17 protein-coding genes are annotated in these 13495 nt (G+C 68.4%); 7 read left to right on the top strand and 10 right to left on the bottom strand.

Going from position 1 to position 13495, the window contains the following annotated elements:
• Window positions 1–18: 18 nt before the first annotated feature.
• Genes ACOCEP_RS31925 through ACOCEP_RS31935 form a run of 3 tightly spaced genes read right to left on the bottom strand, consistent with a single transcriptional unit; the run spans window position 19 to window position 3727 of the window.
• Window positions 19–882: a geranyl diphosphate 2-C-methyltransferase gene (locus ACOCEP_RS31925; protein WP_482332864.1), complete on the bottom strand. Its 864-nt coding sequence runs from the start codon at window positions 880–882 to the stop codon at window positions 19–21.
• A gap of 38 nt (window positions 883–920) precedes the next feature.
• Window positions 921–2309, bottom strand: a complete 1389-nt coding sequence (locus ACOCEP_RS31930; protein ID WP_482332865.1) for a family 2B encapsulin nanocompartment shell protein — start codon at window positions 2307–2309, stop codon at window positions 921–923.
• Window positions 2306–3727, bottom strand: coding sequence for a family 2B encapsulin nanocompartment shell protein (locus ACOCEP_RS31935; RefSeq protein ID WP_482332867.1), 1422 nt, complete (start codon window positions 3725–3727; stop codon window positions 2306–2308). Before ACOCEP_RS31935 ends, ACOCEP_RS31930 begins: the two co-directional genes overlap by 4 nt.
• Before the next feature lie 454 nt (window positions 3728–4181).
• On the opposite strand from ACOCEP_RS31935, the gene cmtR reads away from it, so the two are divergent.
• The 4 genes from cmtR to ACOCEP_RS31955 are packed head-to-tail and all read left to right on the top strand — an operon-like array spanning window position 4182 to window position 6267.
• On the top strand, window positions 4182–4508 hold the full coding sequence (gene cmtR / locus ACOCEP_RS31940; protein WP_482332868.1) for a Cd(II)/Pb(II)-sensing metalloregulatory transcriptional regulator CmtR: 327 nt from the start codon (window positions 4182–4184) through the stop codon (window positions 4506–4508).
• Window positions 4505–5158: a cation efflux transmembrane domain-containing protein gene (locus ACOCEP_RS31945; RefSeq protein ID WP_482332869.1), complete on the top strand. Its 654-nt coding sequence runs from the start codon at window positions 4505–4507 to the stop codon at window positions 5156–5158. The genes cmtR and ACOCEP_RS31945 overlap by 4 nt, the downstream gene beginning before the upstream one ends.
• Window positions 5159–5168: 10 nt before the next feature.
• The gene (locus tag ACOCEP_RS31950; RefSeq protein WP_482332871.1) at window positions 5169–5780 is read left to right on the top strand and encodes a class I SAM-dependent methyltransferase; all 612 of its coding nucleotides are present in this window, start codon (window positions 5169–5171) and stop codon (window positions 5778–5780) included.
• Window positions 5781–5823: 43 nt separating this feature from the next.
• A complete protein-coding gene (locus ACOCEP_RS31955) occupies window positions 5824–6267 on the top strand; it encodes an LppU/SCO3897 family protein (protein WP_482332873.1) in 444 nt (147 codons plus the stop codon).
• Here the strand turns inward: ACOCEP_RS31955 and ACOCEP_RS31960 are convergent.
• Together ACOCEP_RS31960 and ACOCEP_RS31965 are read right to left on the bottom strand one after the other, a co-directional pair.
• A complete protein-coding gene (locus ACOCEP_RS31960) occupies window positions 6235–7074 on the bottom strand; it encodes an MBL fold metallo-hydrolase (protein ID WP_482332875.1) in 840 nt (279 codons plus the stop codon). The genes ACOCEP_RS31955 and ACOCEP_RS31960 overlap by 33 nt on opposite strands.
• A gap of 71 nt (window positions 7075–7145) precedes the next feature.
• Window positions 7146–7724: a TetR/AcrR family transcriptional regulator gene (locus ACOCEP_RS31965; protein WP_482332876.1), complete on the bottom strand. Its 579-nt coding sequence runs from the start codon at window positions 7722–7724 to the stop codon at window positions 7146–7148.
• 70 nt (window positions 7725–7794) lie between these two features.
• Here ACOCEP_RS31965 and ACOCEP_RS31970 point away from each other — a divergent pair, with 70 nt between their 5' ends.
• Complete coding sequence (locus ACOCEP_RS31970) at window positions 7795–8688, top strand: NADP-dependent oxidoreductase (protein ID WP_482332877.1); 894 nt, start codon at window positions 7795–7797, stop codon at window positions 8686–8688.
• Window positions 8689–8694: 6 nt separating this feature from the next.
• Here the strand turns inward: ACOCEP_RS31970 and rraA are convergent, their stop codons facing one another.
• Window positions 8695–9180, bottom strand: coding sequence for a ribonuclease E activity regulator RraA (gene rraA / locus ACOCEP_RS31975; protein ID WP_482332878.1), 486 nt, complete (start codon window positions 9178–9180; stop codon window positions 8695–8697).
• A 13-nt stretch (window positions 9181–9193) separates the two neighbouring features.
• Window positions 9194–9793, bottom strand: coding sequence for a TetR/AcrR family transcriptional regulator (locus tag ACOCEP_RS31980; RefSeq protein ID WP_482332880.1), 600 nt, complete (start codon window positions 9791–9793; stop codon window positions 9194–9196).
• A 60-nt stretch (window positions 9794–9853) separates the two neighbouring features.
• Here ACOCEP_RS31980 and ACOCEP_RS31985 point away from each other — a divergent pair, with 60 nt between their 5' ends.
• Complete coding sequence (locus tag ACOCEP_RS31985) at window positions 9854–10102, top strand: hypothetical protein (RefSeq protein WP_482332882.1); 249 nt, start codon at window positions 9854–9856, stop codon at window positions 10100–10102.
• Here ACOCEP_RS31985 and ACOCEP_RS31990 read toward each other — a convergent pair.
• Together ACOCEP_RS31990 and ACOCEP_RS31995 are read right to left on the bottom strand one after the other, a co-directional pair.
• Entirely contained in the window at window positions 10086–10706 is a 621-nt protein-coding gene (locus ACOCEP_RS31990; protein WP_482332883.1) for an NAD(P)-dependent oxidoreductase, read from the bottom strand. The genes ACOCEP_RS31985 and ACOCEP_RS31990 overlap by 17 nt on opposite strands.
• A complete protein-coding gene (locus tag ACOCEP_RS31995; RefSeq protein WP_482332884.1) occupies window positions 10703–11605 on the bottom strand; it encodes an EamA family transporter in 903 nt (300 codons plus the stop codon). The genes ACOCEP_RS31990 and ACOCEP_RS31995 overlap by 4 nt, the downstream gene beginning before the upstream one ends.
• Before the next feature lie 79 nt (window positions 11606–11684).
• On the opposite strand from ACOCEP_RS31995, the gene ACOCEP_RS32000 reads away from it, so the two are divergent.
• On the top strand, window positions 11685–12569 hold the full coding sequence (locus ACOCEP_RS32000) for a LysR family transcriptional regulator (RefSeq protein WP_482332885.1): 885 nt from the start codon (window positions 11685–11687) through the stop codon (window positions 12567–12569).
• 63 nt (window positions 12570–12632) lie between these two features.
• Here ACOCEP_RS32000 and ACOCEP_RS32005 read toward each other — a convergent pair whose 3' ends face one another.
• Window positions 12633–13493, bottom strand: a complete 861-nt coding sequence (locus tag ACOCEP_RS32005) for an NAD(P)-dependent oxidoreductase (RefSeq protein ID WP_482332886.1) — start codon at window positions 13491–13493, stop codon at window positions 12633–12635.
• Window positions 13494–13495: the final 2 nt, after the last annotated feature.

A 13495-nucleotide genomic window follows, 5' to 3' on the forward strand; every position in this document is an offset into this window, starting at 1 on the left:
TCCGATGGTTTCGCGAGATCAGACGCGGTCCGCGGCGATCAGCAGGTAGTGGAAGCTGCCCTCTCGATAGGCGTCCAGGAACGGTCCTTCGATCCCGGTCGCCACCGACGACTTCGCGCGCAACTCCCAGTACGGGATCGTGTCCGGCGTCAGATCCACCACCGAGATCGGCACGAGGTCGTTCGCCGTCATGGCCTTGAAGTACTCGCTGCGCGGGTGGATGTTGCAGGTGTAGTGCTGGTCGATCTGCGCGACGGCCTTGGACCGGCCGCCGGTCACGTCGTTGTAGCAGCCGGTGATGGTGACGTACCGCCCGCCGAACTCCAGCTGCCGCGCGTGCTCGGCGAAGAGTTCGTGGAGATCGACGTACATCGTGCTCTCGTTGTTCCAGATCGCCTTGCGCGAGCCGGTTTCGAAGCCGGTGTCGAGCATGTTCCGGAAGTGGTAGCGCACCCGGTCGGCGACACCCCGGATATCCGCCTGGTGGTTGGCGAACTCGACCTGCTTCTCCGAGATCGAGATGCCGTCGACGTGGCAGCCGAAACGCGCGTTGGCCATGATGCTGCTCCCGCCGCGGCCACAGCCGGCGTCGAGGAGCCGGTCTTCCGGTCCGACGTCGCCGAGGTGATCGAGCAGGACGTCCGCCTGCGCGGTCTCCAGGCGGTGCATTTCGGCGATGATCCGCTCGTCGCGGGTGTTCTCGGGTCCTTCCAGCACCGACCAGTCGACCTCGCCGACCCCGTAGTGGTGGTGGTAGAGCCCGTCCACATCGCCCAGCCGCAGGTTGACCGGATCCTTCTCCTTGTTCCAGTACGACGCCACCGACTTCTGGTACTCGGTGCGCAACACCTTGGCAGGAGCGGGAGTGCGGGCGATGGTCACGTGTGTGGTCCTTTCTGGAGCGTTGTTGTTCGTCGTCGTCACCGCGCGACCTCGACGTTCTCCAGGACGCCGAGCGCGTCCGGGACGAGTACGGCGGCCGAGTAGTAGGTGCTGATCAGATAGGTCGCGATCGCCTGTTCGTTGATGCCGTCGAAGCGCACGTTCAGGCCGGGCTCGTACTCGTCGGGCAGGCCGGTCTGGTGCAGCCCGATCACACCGTTGTCCTCGACACCGGTCCGCATGGCGAGGATCGAGGACGTGCCGCTGTCGGTGATCGGGATCTTGTCGCAGGGCAGCAGCGGCACGCCGCGCCACGCGCCGACCACCTTGCCGTCGACCGTGGTGCCCTCCGGATACAGGCCGCGACGGGTGCATTCCCTGCCGAACGCGGCGATCGCCCGCGGATGGGCGAGAAAGAACTTCGTCTTGCGGCGCCGGCTGACGAGTTCGTCCATGTCGTCGGGAGTCGGCGGACCCGACCGGGTCTGGAACCGCGATTTGAGGTCGGCGTTGTGCAGCAGCCCGAACTCGTGGTTGTTGATCAGGTCGTGCTCCTGCCGCTCCCGCAGTGCCGCCACGGTCAGCCGGAGTTGCTCGTCGAACTGGTCCATCGGCCCGTTGTAGAGATCGGTCACCCGCGTGTGCACCCGCAGCGACGTCTGCGCGACCGCGAGATCGTATTCGCGCGGCGAGATCTCGTAGTCGACGAACGTGCCCGGCAGCAGTGGCTCGCCGTCGTGCCCCGACGACATGCCGATCTCGGCCTCGCCCTTGGCGTTCTGCGGTTTTCCCTTGTGTGCCAGCATGTCTTGGACGTGCCGGCGCATGGCTTCGGACCGGCCGTTGAGGTCGGCGAAGTCTTCCGCGCGCAGGGTCAGCACGATGACCGGGGTGATGGCCTTCGCGGTGAACGGCCAGTTCCGGTCGATGCCGGCGAGCATTTCGTCGCCGAAGTGGTCGCCGTCGGCCATACCGCCGACAGCGGCCTCGGCGCCGTACTCGCCCGGCACCACCTTGGCGATCTTGCCGTGCGCGACCAGCACGACCTCGTCGAGCGGAGACCCGTGGGCGACGATGGTCTCGCCGGGCTGGTATTCGTGCTGCACGAACCGGTCGGCGAGCGCGGTGAGCGTGTCCTCGTCGTCGAAACCGCGCAACAGGGCCAATTCCGCGAGTTCCTGCGGGACGACCCGGACCTCGGTGCCGACGTTGGTGAAGCTCACCCGCCCGTCGCCGATCGCGTAGGTCAGCCGCCGGTTGACCCGGTAGGTACCGCCGGACGCCTCGACCCATGGCAGCATCTTCAGCAGCCAGCGCGGCGTGATGCTCTGCATCTGCGGCCGCGTCTTGGTGGTCGTCGCCAGGTTGCGCGCGGCGGCGGGGCCGAGGCTGAGCCGCCGGTCGGCCTCCGGCGTCGTGGCGGTCATCCTTCGCGGCCGAGTTCGGCGGCTTCGAGGACGGCGAGTGCGTCCGGAACGAGTACGGCCGCGGAATAGTAGGTGCTGACGAGGTAGGAGATGATCGCCTGCTCCGAGATCCCCATGAACCGGACGTTCAGGCCGGGCTCGTACTCGTCCGGCAGGCCGATCTGACGGAGGCCGACGACGCCCTGGTTCTTCTCGCCGGTGCGGATCAGCAGGACGGAACTGGTGCTGGTCTGGCTCACCGGGATCTTGTTGCAGGGCAGGATCGGCACCCCGCGCCACGACGGGACCTTATGTCCGCCGAGATCGGCGCCGGTCGGGTAGATCCCGCGTTTGCTGCACTCGCGGCTGAACGCGGCGATCGTGCGCGGATGCGCCAGGAAGAATCCAGGGTCCTTCCACACCAGTGCGAGCAGGTCGTCGAAGTCGTCCGGAGTGGGCGGGCCGGTGCGCGTCGCGATGCGCTGGGTGAAGTCGGCGTTGTGCAGCAGGCCGAAGTCCGTGTTGTTGATCATTTCGTGCTCTTGCCGCTCACGCAGTGCCTCGATGGTCAGGCGCAACTGCTGCTCGGTCTGGTCCATCGGCTGGTTGTAGAGATCGGACACCCGGCTGTGGACCCGGAGCACCGTCTGGGCGACGCTCAGTTCGTACTCGCGCGGCGAGGTCTCGTAGTCGACGAACGTGCCCGGCAGCAGCGGCTCGCCGTCGTGCCCGGAGGAGATGTCGATCTCGGCCTCGCCGAAGTCGTTGGAGCGCCCGGAGTCCTGCGACGCCTGCTCGATCTGCGCCTGCAGCGATTCGGATTCTTCCAGTACCCGCTCGAAGTCCTGGCGGGTCAGGGTGAGCACGGTGCAGGCGGTGGCCGCCTTGGCGGTGAACTCCCAGATCCCGTCGCTGTCCACGAGGGTTTGCGCGCCGAAGTAGTCGCCGTCCTTGACCACGCCGAGCGCGGTCTCGTCTCCGTAGTGACCGGGGCCGGTCTTGGTGATCTTGCCGTGTGCGATGAGATAGACCCGGTCGGCCCGGTGCCCGAATTCGACCAGTACGTCGCCCGCCGCCACTTCCTGCTGTTCGAATCGGCGGGCCAGTTCGGCGAGCACCTCTTCGTCGTCATATCCCTTGAGCGGCTTCAATTCGCCCAGTTCCGCCGGGATCACGCTGACCTCGGCGCCCGCCTTCGAGAAGGTCACCCGCCCGTCGCCGACCGCGTAATTCAGCCGCCGGTTGACCCGGTAGGCACCGCCGTTCACCTGAACCCATTCGAGCGATTTCAGCAGCCACCGGGACGAAATTCCCTGCATCTGCGGAACGGATTTGGTGGTCGTCGCCAGGTTGCGAGCGGCGGCCCTGCCCAAACTCAGCTGCGGATTTTCCGGCCCCTGGACACCTTCGGCGGAAGTGTCCGATTCGGTCACGGTCACAGCAAGGTCCACCCTTCGATAGTCGTGTGAACAAACAAGATCCACAATTCGCGGCGCGCCGGTCATGCCCCGAAGTGCGGCCCCGCACGATCAACATAGCAAGGGGTTTTTCCCGCACAAGCGCACTTTCAGGTAATGCGACAAGGCCACTCGAATGCCGAATTCGTCGGCGCATGGGAAACCTTTTGGAAACGTGACTCGACGTTTTAGGCGGCCACGCAATCGGGCCGGCGATTGTGCTGAGGTGTCATGCGAAACCGCACCGGGACTCCCCCGCGTGCCCGCGATGCGGCCGTTGGAGTGGCCACACCGGACTCTTTCGGGTCGCTCCGGCGTCCGCGTTCGGCGATGACTTGACAGACCGCGACGAAACAGAGGGTCGCGTCCGGACACTCGGTCGGGTCAACGGTTCAGCCCTTGCTGATATGTCAGCGCTCGCTGTACTGTCCGACCTGTGCTGACATGTGAGACCCAAGAGGCGGCCCTCGCCCGGCTCGGCCGCGCCCTCGCCGACCCGAACCGGTGCCGGATCCTGGTCGCCTTGCTCGATGGCGTGAGCTACCCCGGGCTTCTGGCCGGGCAGCTCGGGCTGAGCCGCTCGAACGTGTCGAACCATCTCGCGTGCCTGCGAGGCTGCGGATTGGTCGTGGCCAGCTACGAAGGCAGGCAGGTCCGCTACTCGCTCGCGGACGCGCACCTCGCCCGCGCCCTGCGGGAACTCATCCAGGTCGTTCTGGCCGTCGACACCGCCGAACCCTGCGTGGACGAGGTGGTCCGGTGACCGTGGAGAGCGGTTCCTGCGCGGATGGCTGCCGCACCGTGACGTCCACGCTCGCCCCGGACCGTCATGCCGCGCTTTCCCGGCGGGTCCGGCTCCTGGTCGCCGCGACGATCACCTACAACGTCGTCGAGGCGGTCGTCGCCATCTCGGCGGGCACCATCGCCTCGTCGACCGCCCTCATCGGCTTCGGCCTGGACTCGGTCATCGAGGTCGCCTCGGCCACGGCGGTCGCCTGGCAGTTCTCCGGCAAGGATCCCGAAGCCCGCGAGCGCACCGCACTGAAGATCATCGCGGTGTCCTTTTTCGCGCTGGCCGCGTACGTCACCGTCGAATCGGTACGCGCCCTGTTCGGCGCGGACCCCGCAGAGCACTCCCCCGTCGGCATCGTGCTCGCGACGGTCTCGCTGCTCGTGATGCCGTTCCTGTCCTACGCCCAGCGCCGCGCCGGGCGCGAGCTCGGCTCCGCGAGCGCCGTCGCCGATTCGAAGCAGACCTTGCTCTGCACCTATCTTTCCGGTGTCCTGCTCGTCGGACTACTGCTCAACGGCCTCTTCGGCTGGTACTGGGCCGATCCGCTGGTCGCGCTCGTCATCGCCGCCGTCGCGATCAAGGAAGGCCGTGAGGCCTGGCGCGGTGAGCACTGCTGCTGAAAGGAGCGTCATGGCCCGGCCTGCCCGATGGAACCGTTACTGGGACACCAAATCCCGCAGCTACGACCGGGAGATGCAGTTCCTCGACCGCAGACTCTTCGGCGATTCCCGCGCGTGGGCCTGCGGCCAGGCCACCGGCGAAGTCCTCGAAGTGGCCGTCGGGACCGGGCTGAACCTGCCGCTCTATCCCGGCGGCGTCACGCTCACCGGCATCGACCTCAGTGACGGCATGCTCGCCATCGCCCGAGCTCGCGCCGAACGCCTCGGCCACCCGGTGACGCTACGGCGGGCCGATGCCCACCAGCTGCCCTTCGACGCCGATTCGTTCGACACCGTGGTCTGCACTCTCGGGCTTTGCGCCATCCCTGACGACGACAAGGCGTTACGGGAAATGGCCAGGGTCCTCCAGCCAGGCGGCAGACTCATCCTGCTCGACCACATCGCGAGCTCGTCGCGCGCGGTCCGCGGTCTGCAATGGATCGCCGAGAAGGTCACCGTGCCGATGGCCGGCGAGCATTTCCTCCGCCGCCCGCTCGACAAGATCGACGGTCTCGGCTTGACCGTGGAGCACCGCGAGCGGTTCAAACTCGGGCTGGTGGAACGGCTCGTCGCCCGCAAGTGAACCGTGTCATCAGAATTTCATCGGCGTGGCCGACCCTGATGGCGTGACCTACCCTCAGCAGCAGCCGATCTGGCAGCAATACCCCGTCGCACCGCCGAAGAAGAGCCCGAAGACCGGGCTGATCGTGGGGATCGCCGCGGCGGCGGTCGTCGTCGCCGGCGGGGCGATCGCGGTGACCGTGGCGATCACCACGAGCGGCGGCTCCTCCAGCGGCAGCGTCCCCCAGGTCGACCCCGACCCGTTCTCCGCGCAGGCCGGGGATTGCATCTCGGCCGACGAAGACGCCGGCAGCAACGGCGCGTTCAGCGCCAGCGCCGTCCGGGTCCACTGTTCGGACAGTTCCGCCAACTACTCGGTGATCGCCCAGCTCGCGTCCGCGTCCGGTTCGGACTGCAACTCCGTGCCCGGCTACGAGTACGGCAATCCCGTCGTCTACGACTTCAAGTCCGGGGAGTCACGGGAGCTCTGTGTCATGCCGAGAGGCTGACGACCGTCTCCGGGCCAGGCTCTGGGCTTGTCCGGCGTGCAGATCGCTCACCCATTCCCAGCCGGGCTTCGCGGACGGGCCGATTCGCGGGTCGTCCGGGGCTCGGCCGTCGCGCAAGGCGTGCACGTACGCCCGGTCCAGGTCGATCCGTGCCCGCAGGTCACCGGCTCCGCCGACGGCCCCGTGCCCGGGGACGACGACGTCGGTGTCGCCCGCCTCGTCTTCGATCACCCGGAGCCCGGCCAGGTAGTCCTCGATCGGATCCCCGTCGTCGTCGAACATCGGGACCAGGACGTCGGAAAGCATGTCCCCGGCGACGAGCACGCCGCGTTCCTCGATCACCAGCGCCGCGTGGCCGGGAGCGTGGGCCGGGTGTTCGACGATCCGGATTCGCGGACCGTCCCAAGGAATCCGAGAGGTTCCGGCGGGCAGGCCGGTGATCAGGCCGAACAGGTCCAGCGGCACCTCTCCGGCGATTTCCGGTGGCAGCCCCTCGGCGATGCCGGTCTTCCAATCCGCCTTGGACTTCAGATCTCGCAGGTACTCCGCGCAACGGGCGGTGCCGTAGCGGGGAACGTCACCCAGCTCGGCGTGCCAGAGCACGTGATCCCAATCCGGATGCGTCGCGAAACCCGCCACCACGGGGCGGCCCGAAGCGGCCAGGTCGTGCGCGAGGCAGGCCATTTCGTCGGCTGTGAGCCCTGGGTCGACGAGCAACACGCCGTCCCTGCCCTCCACGACGACCGTGTTGTTCTCGAGCAACGCGCTCTGATGGACCAGTACGCCCTCCGCGACCTGTGTCAGCACGGCGACCTCCGCTTGTGATATGCAACCACTTGAGCGAGACGGTAGTCCCAACTGGTGGCAGATTGCAAGCACTAGGCGGGGCCGGCGGCTTCCCAGGCCGCTTCGATCATCCGGAAGATCTCGTTCACCGCGGCCTCCGGATCGGCGGCCTCCCGGCCGACCGAGTAGGCGTCGAGTACGAACCTCGCGATCGTCCGGCAGGCGGTCGCGGACCGCGACGACTCCGGATCCGCCATGATGGCCGCCGCCAGTGTCTCCGCGTGGCGCAGCCGCATGGAGTCCTCGTACTCCCGCAGCGCGGGCGACTCCTCGATCATGCGCCAGATCGGGGCGGCGCCCTCCGCCGCGCAGTGCCGCACCATCGCGTGAACCTCACGACGCAGCGCGGGAATGAGCGGCCCATGAGGCGCCCTGCCGGTCACCGCCCGCACAAGGCCCTGCTCGAAGTTCGCGTCCTGCTCGAAAACCAGGGCCTCTTTCGAGGCGAAGTGGGAGAAGAGCGTCGTGACGGCCACGTCGGCCTCCGCGGCCACCTCGCGGATCCCCACCGCCTCGTATCCGCGTTCCAGGAAAAGCCGCAGCGCGGTCTCGGCGATCTTCTGACGGGTGGCGGCCTTCTTCCGCTCACGACGTCCGGTCGGCACGGTCATGCGGGAACGCTAGCAGATCCAAAACAACAACAGTTTCAAAACACTAACCGTTAGTGCTACGGTCGGACGCATGAAGAAAGTGATCTTCACCGAGTTCGGTGGTCCGGAAGTCCTGCAGCTCGTCGACGCCGAAGACCCGCACGCCGGCCCAGGCCAGGTACGCATCGCGGTGCGGGCCGCGGGGGTGAACCCCGTTGACTGGCGGATCCGCGAGGGCCAGGTCCTGGGCGCGCATCCGACCGTGTTGCCGTCCGGTGTCGGCCTGGACGCCGCCGGGATCGTGGACGAGATCGGCGAAGGTGTCGTCGGAGTCGAGATCGGCGACTTCGTGTTCGGTGAGGGCGCGAGCACCTATGCCGAGTTCGCCGTGCTGACGGCCTGGGCGGTGATGCCCGACGGACTGTCTTTCGAAGAGGCGGCGGGCTACCCCTCCGTGGTCGAGACCGCGCTGCGGCTGATCCGCGAAGTCGGGGTGCGACCCGGCGAAAGACTGCTGGTCAGCGGCGCGTCCGGCGGGGTCGGGTCGGCGGTGCTGCAGATCGCCCGCGAGCGCGGCATCGAGGTGATCGGCACGGCCGGCGCCGCGAACCAGGACTACCTGCGCGGCCTGGGCGCGCTCGCCACGACCTACGGCGAGGGCTGGGTGGAGCGGGTGCGGGGGTTCGGCCGGGTCGACGCCGCTCTGGACCTGGCCGGGTCCGGGGTGATCGCCGAACTGGTGGAGCTCACCGGGGATCCGGGGAACGTCGTCTCCATCGCCGATCTCGGCGCGCCCGAGTTCGGCGTTCGCTTCTCCGGCGTGGCCGGAAGCGTGCCGGACGCGCTGGCGGAGGCCGTCGACCTCATCTCACGCGGTAAGCTGCACATCCCGGTCGCGAAGTCCTATTCGCTCGCCGACGCCGCGGCGGCGCACGCCGACAGCCACTCCGGGCACACCCGCGGCCGCCGGGTCATCGTCGTCTGAGCGGGTTCAGGATTCCGACGTGGGAAGGACCACGACGCCGTCGTCATCGGCGTAAAGCGTGTCGCCGGGAGTGAACGTCACTCCCCCGAAGCCGACCGGGACGTCGACAGCGCCGGCGCCCGCCTTGGAACTCTTGCGTGGGTTGGTGCCGAGCGCCTTCACTCCGAGCGGGAGCCCGGCGAGCTCGGCACTGTCACGGACCGCGCCGTTGACGACGATGCCCGCCCAGCCGTTGTCGACGGCGGACTTCGCGATCATGTCGCCGGTGAGCGCGCTGTGCAGCGAGCCGCCACCGTCGACCACCAGGACCGCGCCGTCGCCGGGAGTGGCCAGGAGTTTTTTGACCAGGCCGTTGTCCTCGTGGCAGGAGACGGTCCGGATCGGGCCCGCGAATTTCCGGTGTGCGCCGAACTGGCGGAACTGGGTGTCGCAGACGCGAAGCCGGTCGCCGTGTTCGTCGACGAGGTCGGCGGTGGTGAAGGAATCGATCACGCGCGCGAGTTTCTCACGTCGCCTCGGGCGGGAACACCGAGTCCAGCACGTGTGTGAGGATCGCGGCCGGGTCGGCGGCCGGTGCGACCGCCTGCCGCAGGGCGAGCCCGATGCCCAGAGCGCCCAGCATCACGATGGCCTCGTGGAGCGGCAAGGCTGGTTCGAGGGGGAGCCGCCGGGTGTGCTCGGCGAGCAGGGAGACGAGCTCGTCGTCGTGACGCCGCTGGATGGCGGCGACGAGGTCGGCGGTTTCGGGCTGCTGTGCCGTCGCGGCGAGCACTTCCGCGGCCGCCGCGCTCCACCGGGCGGCGTCCTTGTCCGCCACGTCGACCGGGGCCAAAGCCGCGATCACGTCGTCCCTGCCAGTGGCCAGGGCGAGGGTTTTCCCCAGCTCCGCGAGGTGCCGTTCCGCGGTGGCTTCGATGATCGCCAGCCACAACCCTTCCTTGCCACCGAAGTGCTTGTAGACGGCGCCCCGCGTGTACCCGGCGTCGGCCGCGATCTCCTCGACCGTCGCCGCCAGGAAGCCACGCCGCAGGAACACCTGGCGACCGGCCTCCAGCAAGTGTTCGTGGGTGCGCTGCTGCTGTTCGGCTCGGGTCAGCCTGGTCATCGCCCGCCATTCAGTAACAGAACGTTTCTGGATACACGACGTTACTGTATCGTCGGGCGCATGGAATTCCTGGCACCCGTGGCCGCGTTCCTCAGCCTTCCCCTCTTCCTGGCCGGGTTCGCGTGGTACGCCGCGCGTGCGCGCCGGGCAGGCGTCGGCCAGTCGCTGCTCGCGCCGATCGAGGAGATCTGGGACCCGATCTCGCACAAGACCAACATCGAGATCCAGGTCGAGGCCGAGCGCAGCCCGGAGACGCCGTCGCCCGGTGACCCGCCCGAACTGAAGTGGCGGCTCAATAGGCAACGGTGAAATGCCGGTCCCGGCCGGGATTCTCGAGTTCGTCCACGATCGCGACGGCCAGATCCTCCGCCGATATCCCGGAGGACCCGTCCTCCGCGGTGAGGATGGTCGTCGTTCCCCTCCGATAGACCCCGGTCCGGGCACCGGGTTCGAGCATCGCGGGCGGGCTGAGGTACACCCAGTCGCCCGAATGGGCCTCGCACGCCCGAAGCTGGCTCGTACTGGCCGAGGCGATGGTCCGCCACGCCGGTGGCACGAACGCCGGGTCGTCGATCACCAGTCCGCCGGACGGCGACCGCAACGGCCCGGCGCCGCCGACGATCAGGACACGTGTGCCCGCCGCGGCGTCGAGCAGCGCCGTCACCGTGGCGGCGACCGTGTCTTCGGTGCCGGGCGCGGGTCTCGTCGCGCCCACGACGACATCGACTCCGCGGAATACCGCGCTCATGTGACCCGTATCGGTTACGTCGCCGCGCACCACACTCACGGCGGGGTGTGGGAAGTCCGGTGGGGTGCGGCGAAAGACGGCGATGACCTGATGTCCGCGGGAAACGGCTTCGGCGATGATGCGGGAACCCACCATTCCCGACGCTCCGGCGACGGCGATCTTCATCGGACGGCACCTTCCTGCTTGCTTTTCGGGGTGATCTGGCCGGCCACGATCGAGGCCAGCGCCAGCGCGAAACCGGCGAGCTGGATCGGGCCCAGCGACTGACCGAGCAGCACGGCGCCGAGCACCGCGGCGACCATCGGCGAGAGCAGGCCGAGGACCGCGACCGAGGTGACCGGCAGGGACGTGATGCCGCGGAACCACAGCACGTAGGCGAGCAGCCCGCCGACCAGGCCGAGCCAGAGGTAGCCGAGGGCCGCGTTCGAGTCGATGGCTGGCGGCGCGCCTTCGAACAGGAAGGTCACCGGCACCAGGAACAAGCCGCCCGCGGTGAGCTGCCACGACGCGAACGCGGTCGGTCCGACGTCGGCGGGGCGTCCCCATCGTTTGGTGAGCGTGACCCCGAGCGCCATGGTGCCCGCGCCGCCGAGTCCGGCGATGACGCCGACGAGGTCGAAGCCCGCCGCGGGCCCGATCACGACCAGGCCCACGCCCACGATCCCGACGATCCCCCACGCGAAGCGCCACGCCGACGGGCTCTGGCGCAGGACCGCCACGGCGAGGATCGCGACGAGCAGCGGCTGGGCGGCGCCGAGTGTGGCCGCGACTCCGCCGGGCAGCCGCTCGGCGGCGACGAACAGCAGGGGGAAGAACATCCCGATGTTGAGGACACCGAGCGCTGCGGCCTTCAACCACCAAGTGCCGCGAGGAAGGGTGCGAGTGATGGCGAGCGCGATCAGCCCGGCGGGCAGGGCGCGCATGAGGCCCGCGAAAAGCGGATGCCCCGGCGGAAGGAGCTCGGTGGTGACCACGTAGGTCGTCCCCCAGACCATGGGGGCGAAGGCGGTCAGCGCGGTTCCGGCGAGACTCGCGGCGAGCGGTGTGGTCGTCAGCGTTTTCACGCTTCTCAGCTTCGACGCTGGTTATCGATGAGTCCAACACATGTTTGTCACTTAATCCATCGTGATTCAAGATGGATCCATGGAGCTTCAGCAGATGCGGTACGTCGTGGCCGTGGCGGAGACGAACAGCTTCACGCGTGCCGCGCAACGGTGTCTGGTCGTGCAGTCGGCGCTGAGTCACCAGATCGCGCGGCTGGAACGGGAACTCGGCGCGCGGCTGTTCGAGCGGACGAGCCGCCGGGTCCGGCTCACCGCCGCCGGCGAGGCGTTCCTGCCCGCCGCGCGGCAATGTCTGGAGGCTGCCGAGCGGGCCGGATCGGAGGTCGCCGCCGCCGTCGGCGAGATCCGCGGACGGCTCACCGTCGGCGTCATCCCGACCGTCGCGGCGGTCGACGTCCCTGCCGCCCTGCAGACCTTCCGTGACCGGTATCCGCATGTCCGGATCGGGCTGCGGGTCGGGGCGAGCGGACAATTGGTGGAGCAGATCAAGGACGGTGCGATCGAGGTCGCGTTCCTCGGCCTCCCGGTGACCGACCGGCCGGACGGCGTGGCCACGTGCGAGCTGGGCCGGGACGATCTGATCGCCGTGGTGGCTCCGGGGCATCCCCTCGCTGTCGAGTCCGAAGTGGACTTGGAGCGGCTCTCGTCGGAGGTGTTCGTCGATTTCCCGGCGGGATCCGCGGGGCGGGCTCAGACGGATCAGGCCTTCGCCGCGGCGGGAGTGGCCCGGGAAGTCGCCTTCGAAGTGACGGCCGCCGATTTCATGGCCCGGCTCATCCATCAGGGTCTGGGGGTCGCGCTGCTGCCGTCGAAATTCGTGCCGAATCTGACCGATGTGGTCACCGTGCCGGTGCGGGACGCGCCCGCGCGGATCGAGCATCTCGTCTGGAACCGCTTCACGGTCACTCCGGCGGCGAAGGCCTTCCTGGAGGTGCTGGGTGTCGCCACCAGCAGGGACGGCTGACCAAGTCTCGTGAGTGGTAAGGACGGTTCTAACCGTCCTTACCACTCACGAGCCCACGGGCACTTACTTGCCCTCTGCCTTGATGATCTCGAAGAGGCTGGTCCACGAGCTACGGCCGTGTCCGGCGGCGATCGCCCGGTCGTAGTGCGACTTGACCGCCTCGGGCAGGGCCAGGTCGACCCCGGCGTCCCGGCTCGCCTGGACGATGTGGTCGGCCGTCGCGCCCATCATGGTCACGTTGGCGTCGTCGCCGGGGTGCTCGCCCTTCTCCATCTGCTCGGCCGCGGCGTCCAGGTAGAAATCCATCATCTTGAAGTTGTCCTTGGCGTACGGCAGGAACTTCTGCACCGGCACACCGGCCGAGCGCACCAGCGCGCTCGCGTGCAGGAACACCGAGAGCGAGGTCAGGAAGACGTCCAGCTGCGCCTGGTAGAACAGCTGAGCCAGCCGGACGTCCTCCCCGAGGAAGTCCGGTCGCCCGATCAGCGACAGGGTTTCGCGGTGCTTCTCCAGAACGTCGGCGGGACCGCTGTAGAAGACGTACGCCTCGTCCTTGCCCACCAGCTCGGCGGGCACCATCACGCCACCGGCGATGAACTGCCCTCCCCTGGCCTCGACCCAGTCCGCGGCTTCGCGGGTCTTCTCCGGGGTGTCCGAGCTGAGGTTGACGATCACCTTGCCCGCCAAGGCATCCTCGGCCTTGCCCAGGATGTCGTACATCGCGGCGTAGTCGGTGAGGCTCAGCAACACCAGCTCCGAGGCCGCCACCGCGTCCGCGGGCGTCGCGGCGCGCACGGCACCCGCGGCGACGACGTCGTCCGCGCGGGCGGCGGTACGGTTCCAGACGGTCACTCCGTGGCCGTTCTCCAGGAGCACCCGGACCATGGCCTGTCCCATCGGGCCGAGCCCGATCATCGTGATCATTG

It is taken from the genome of Amycolatopsis sp. CA-211722 (assembly GCF_056828465.1).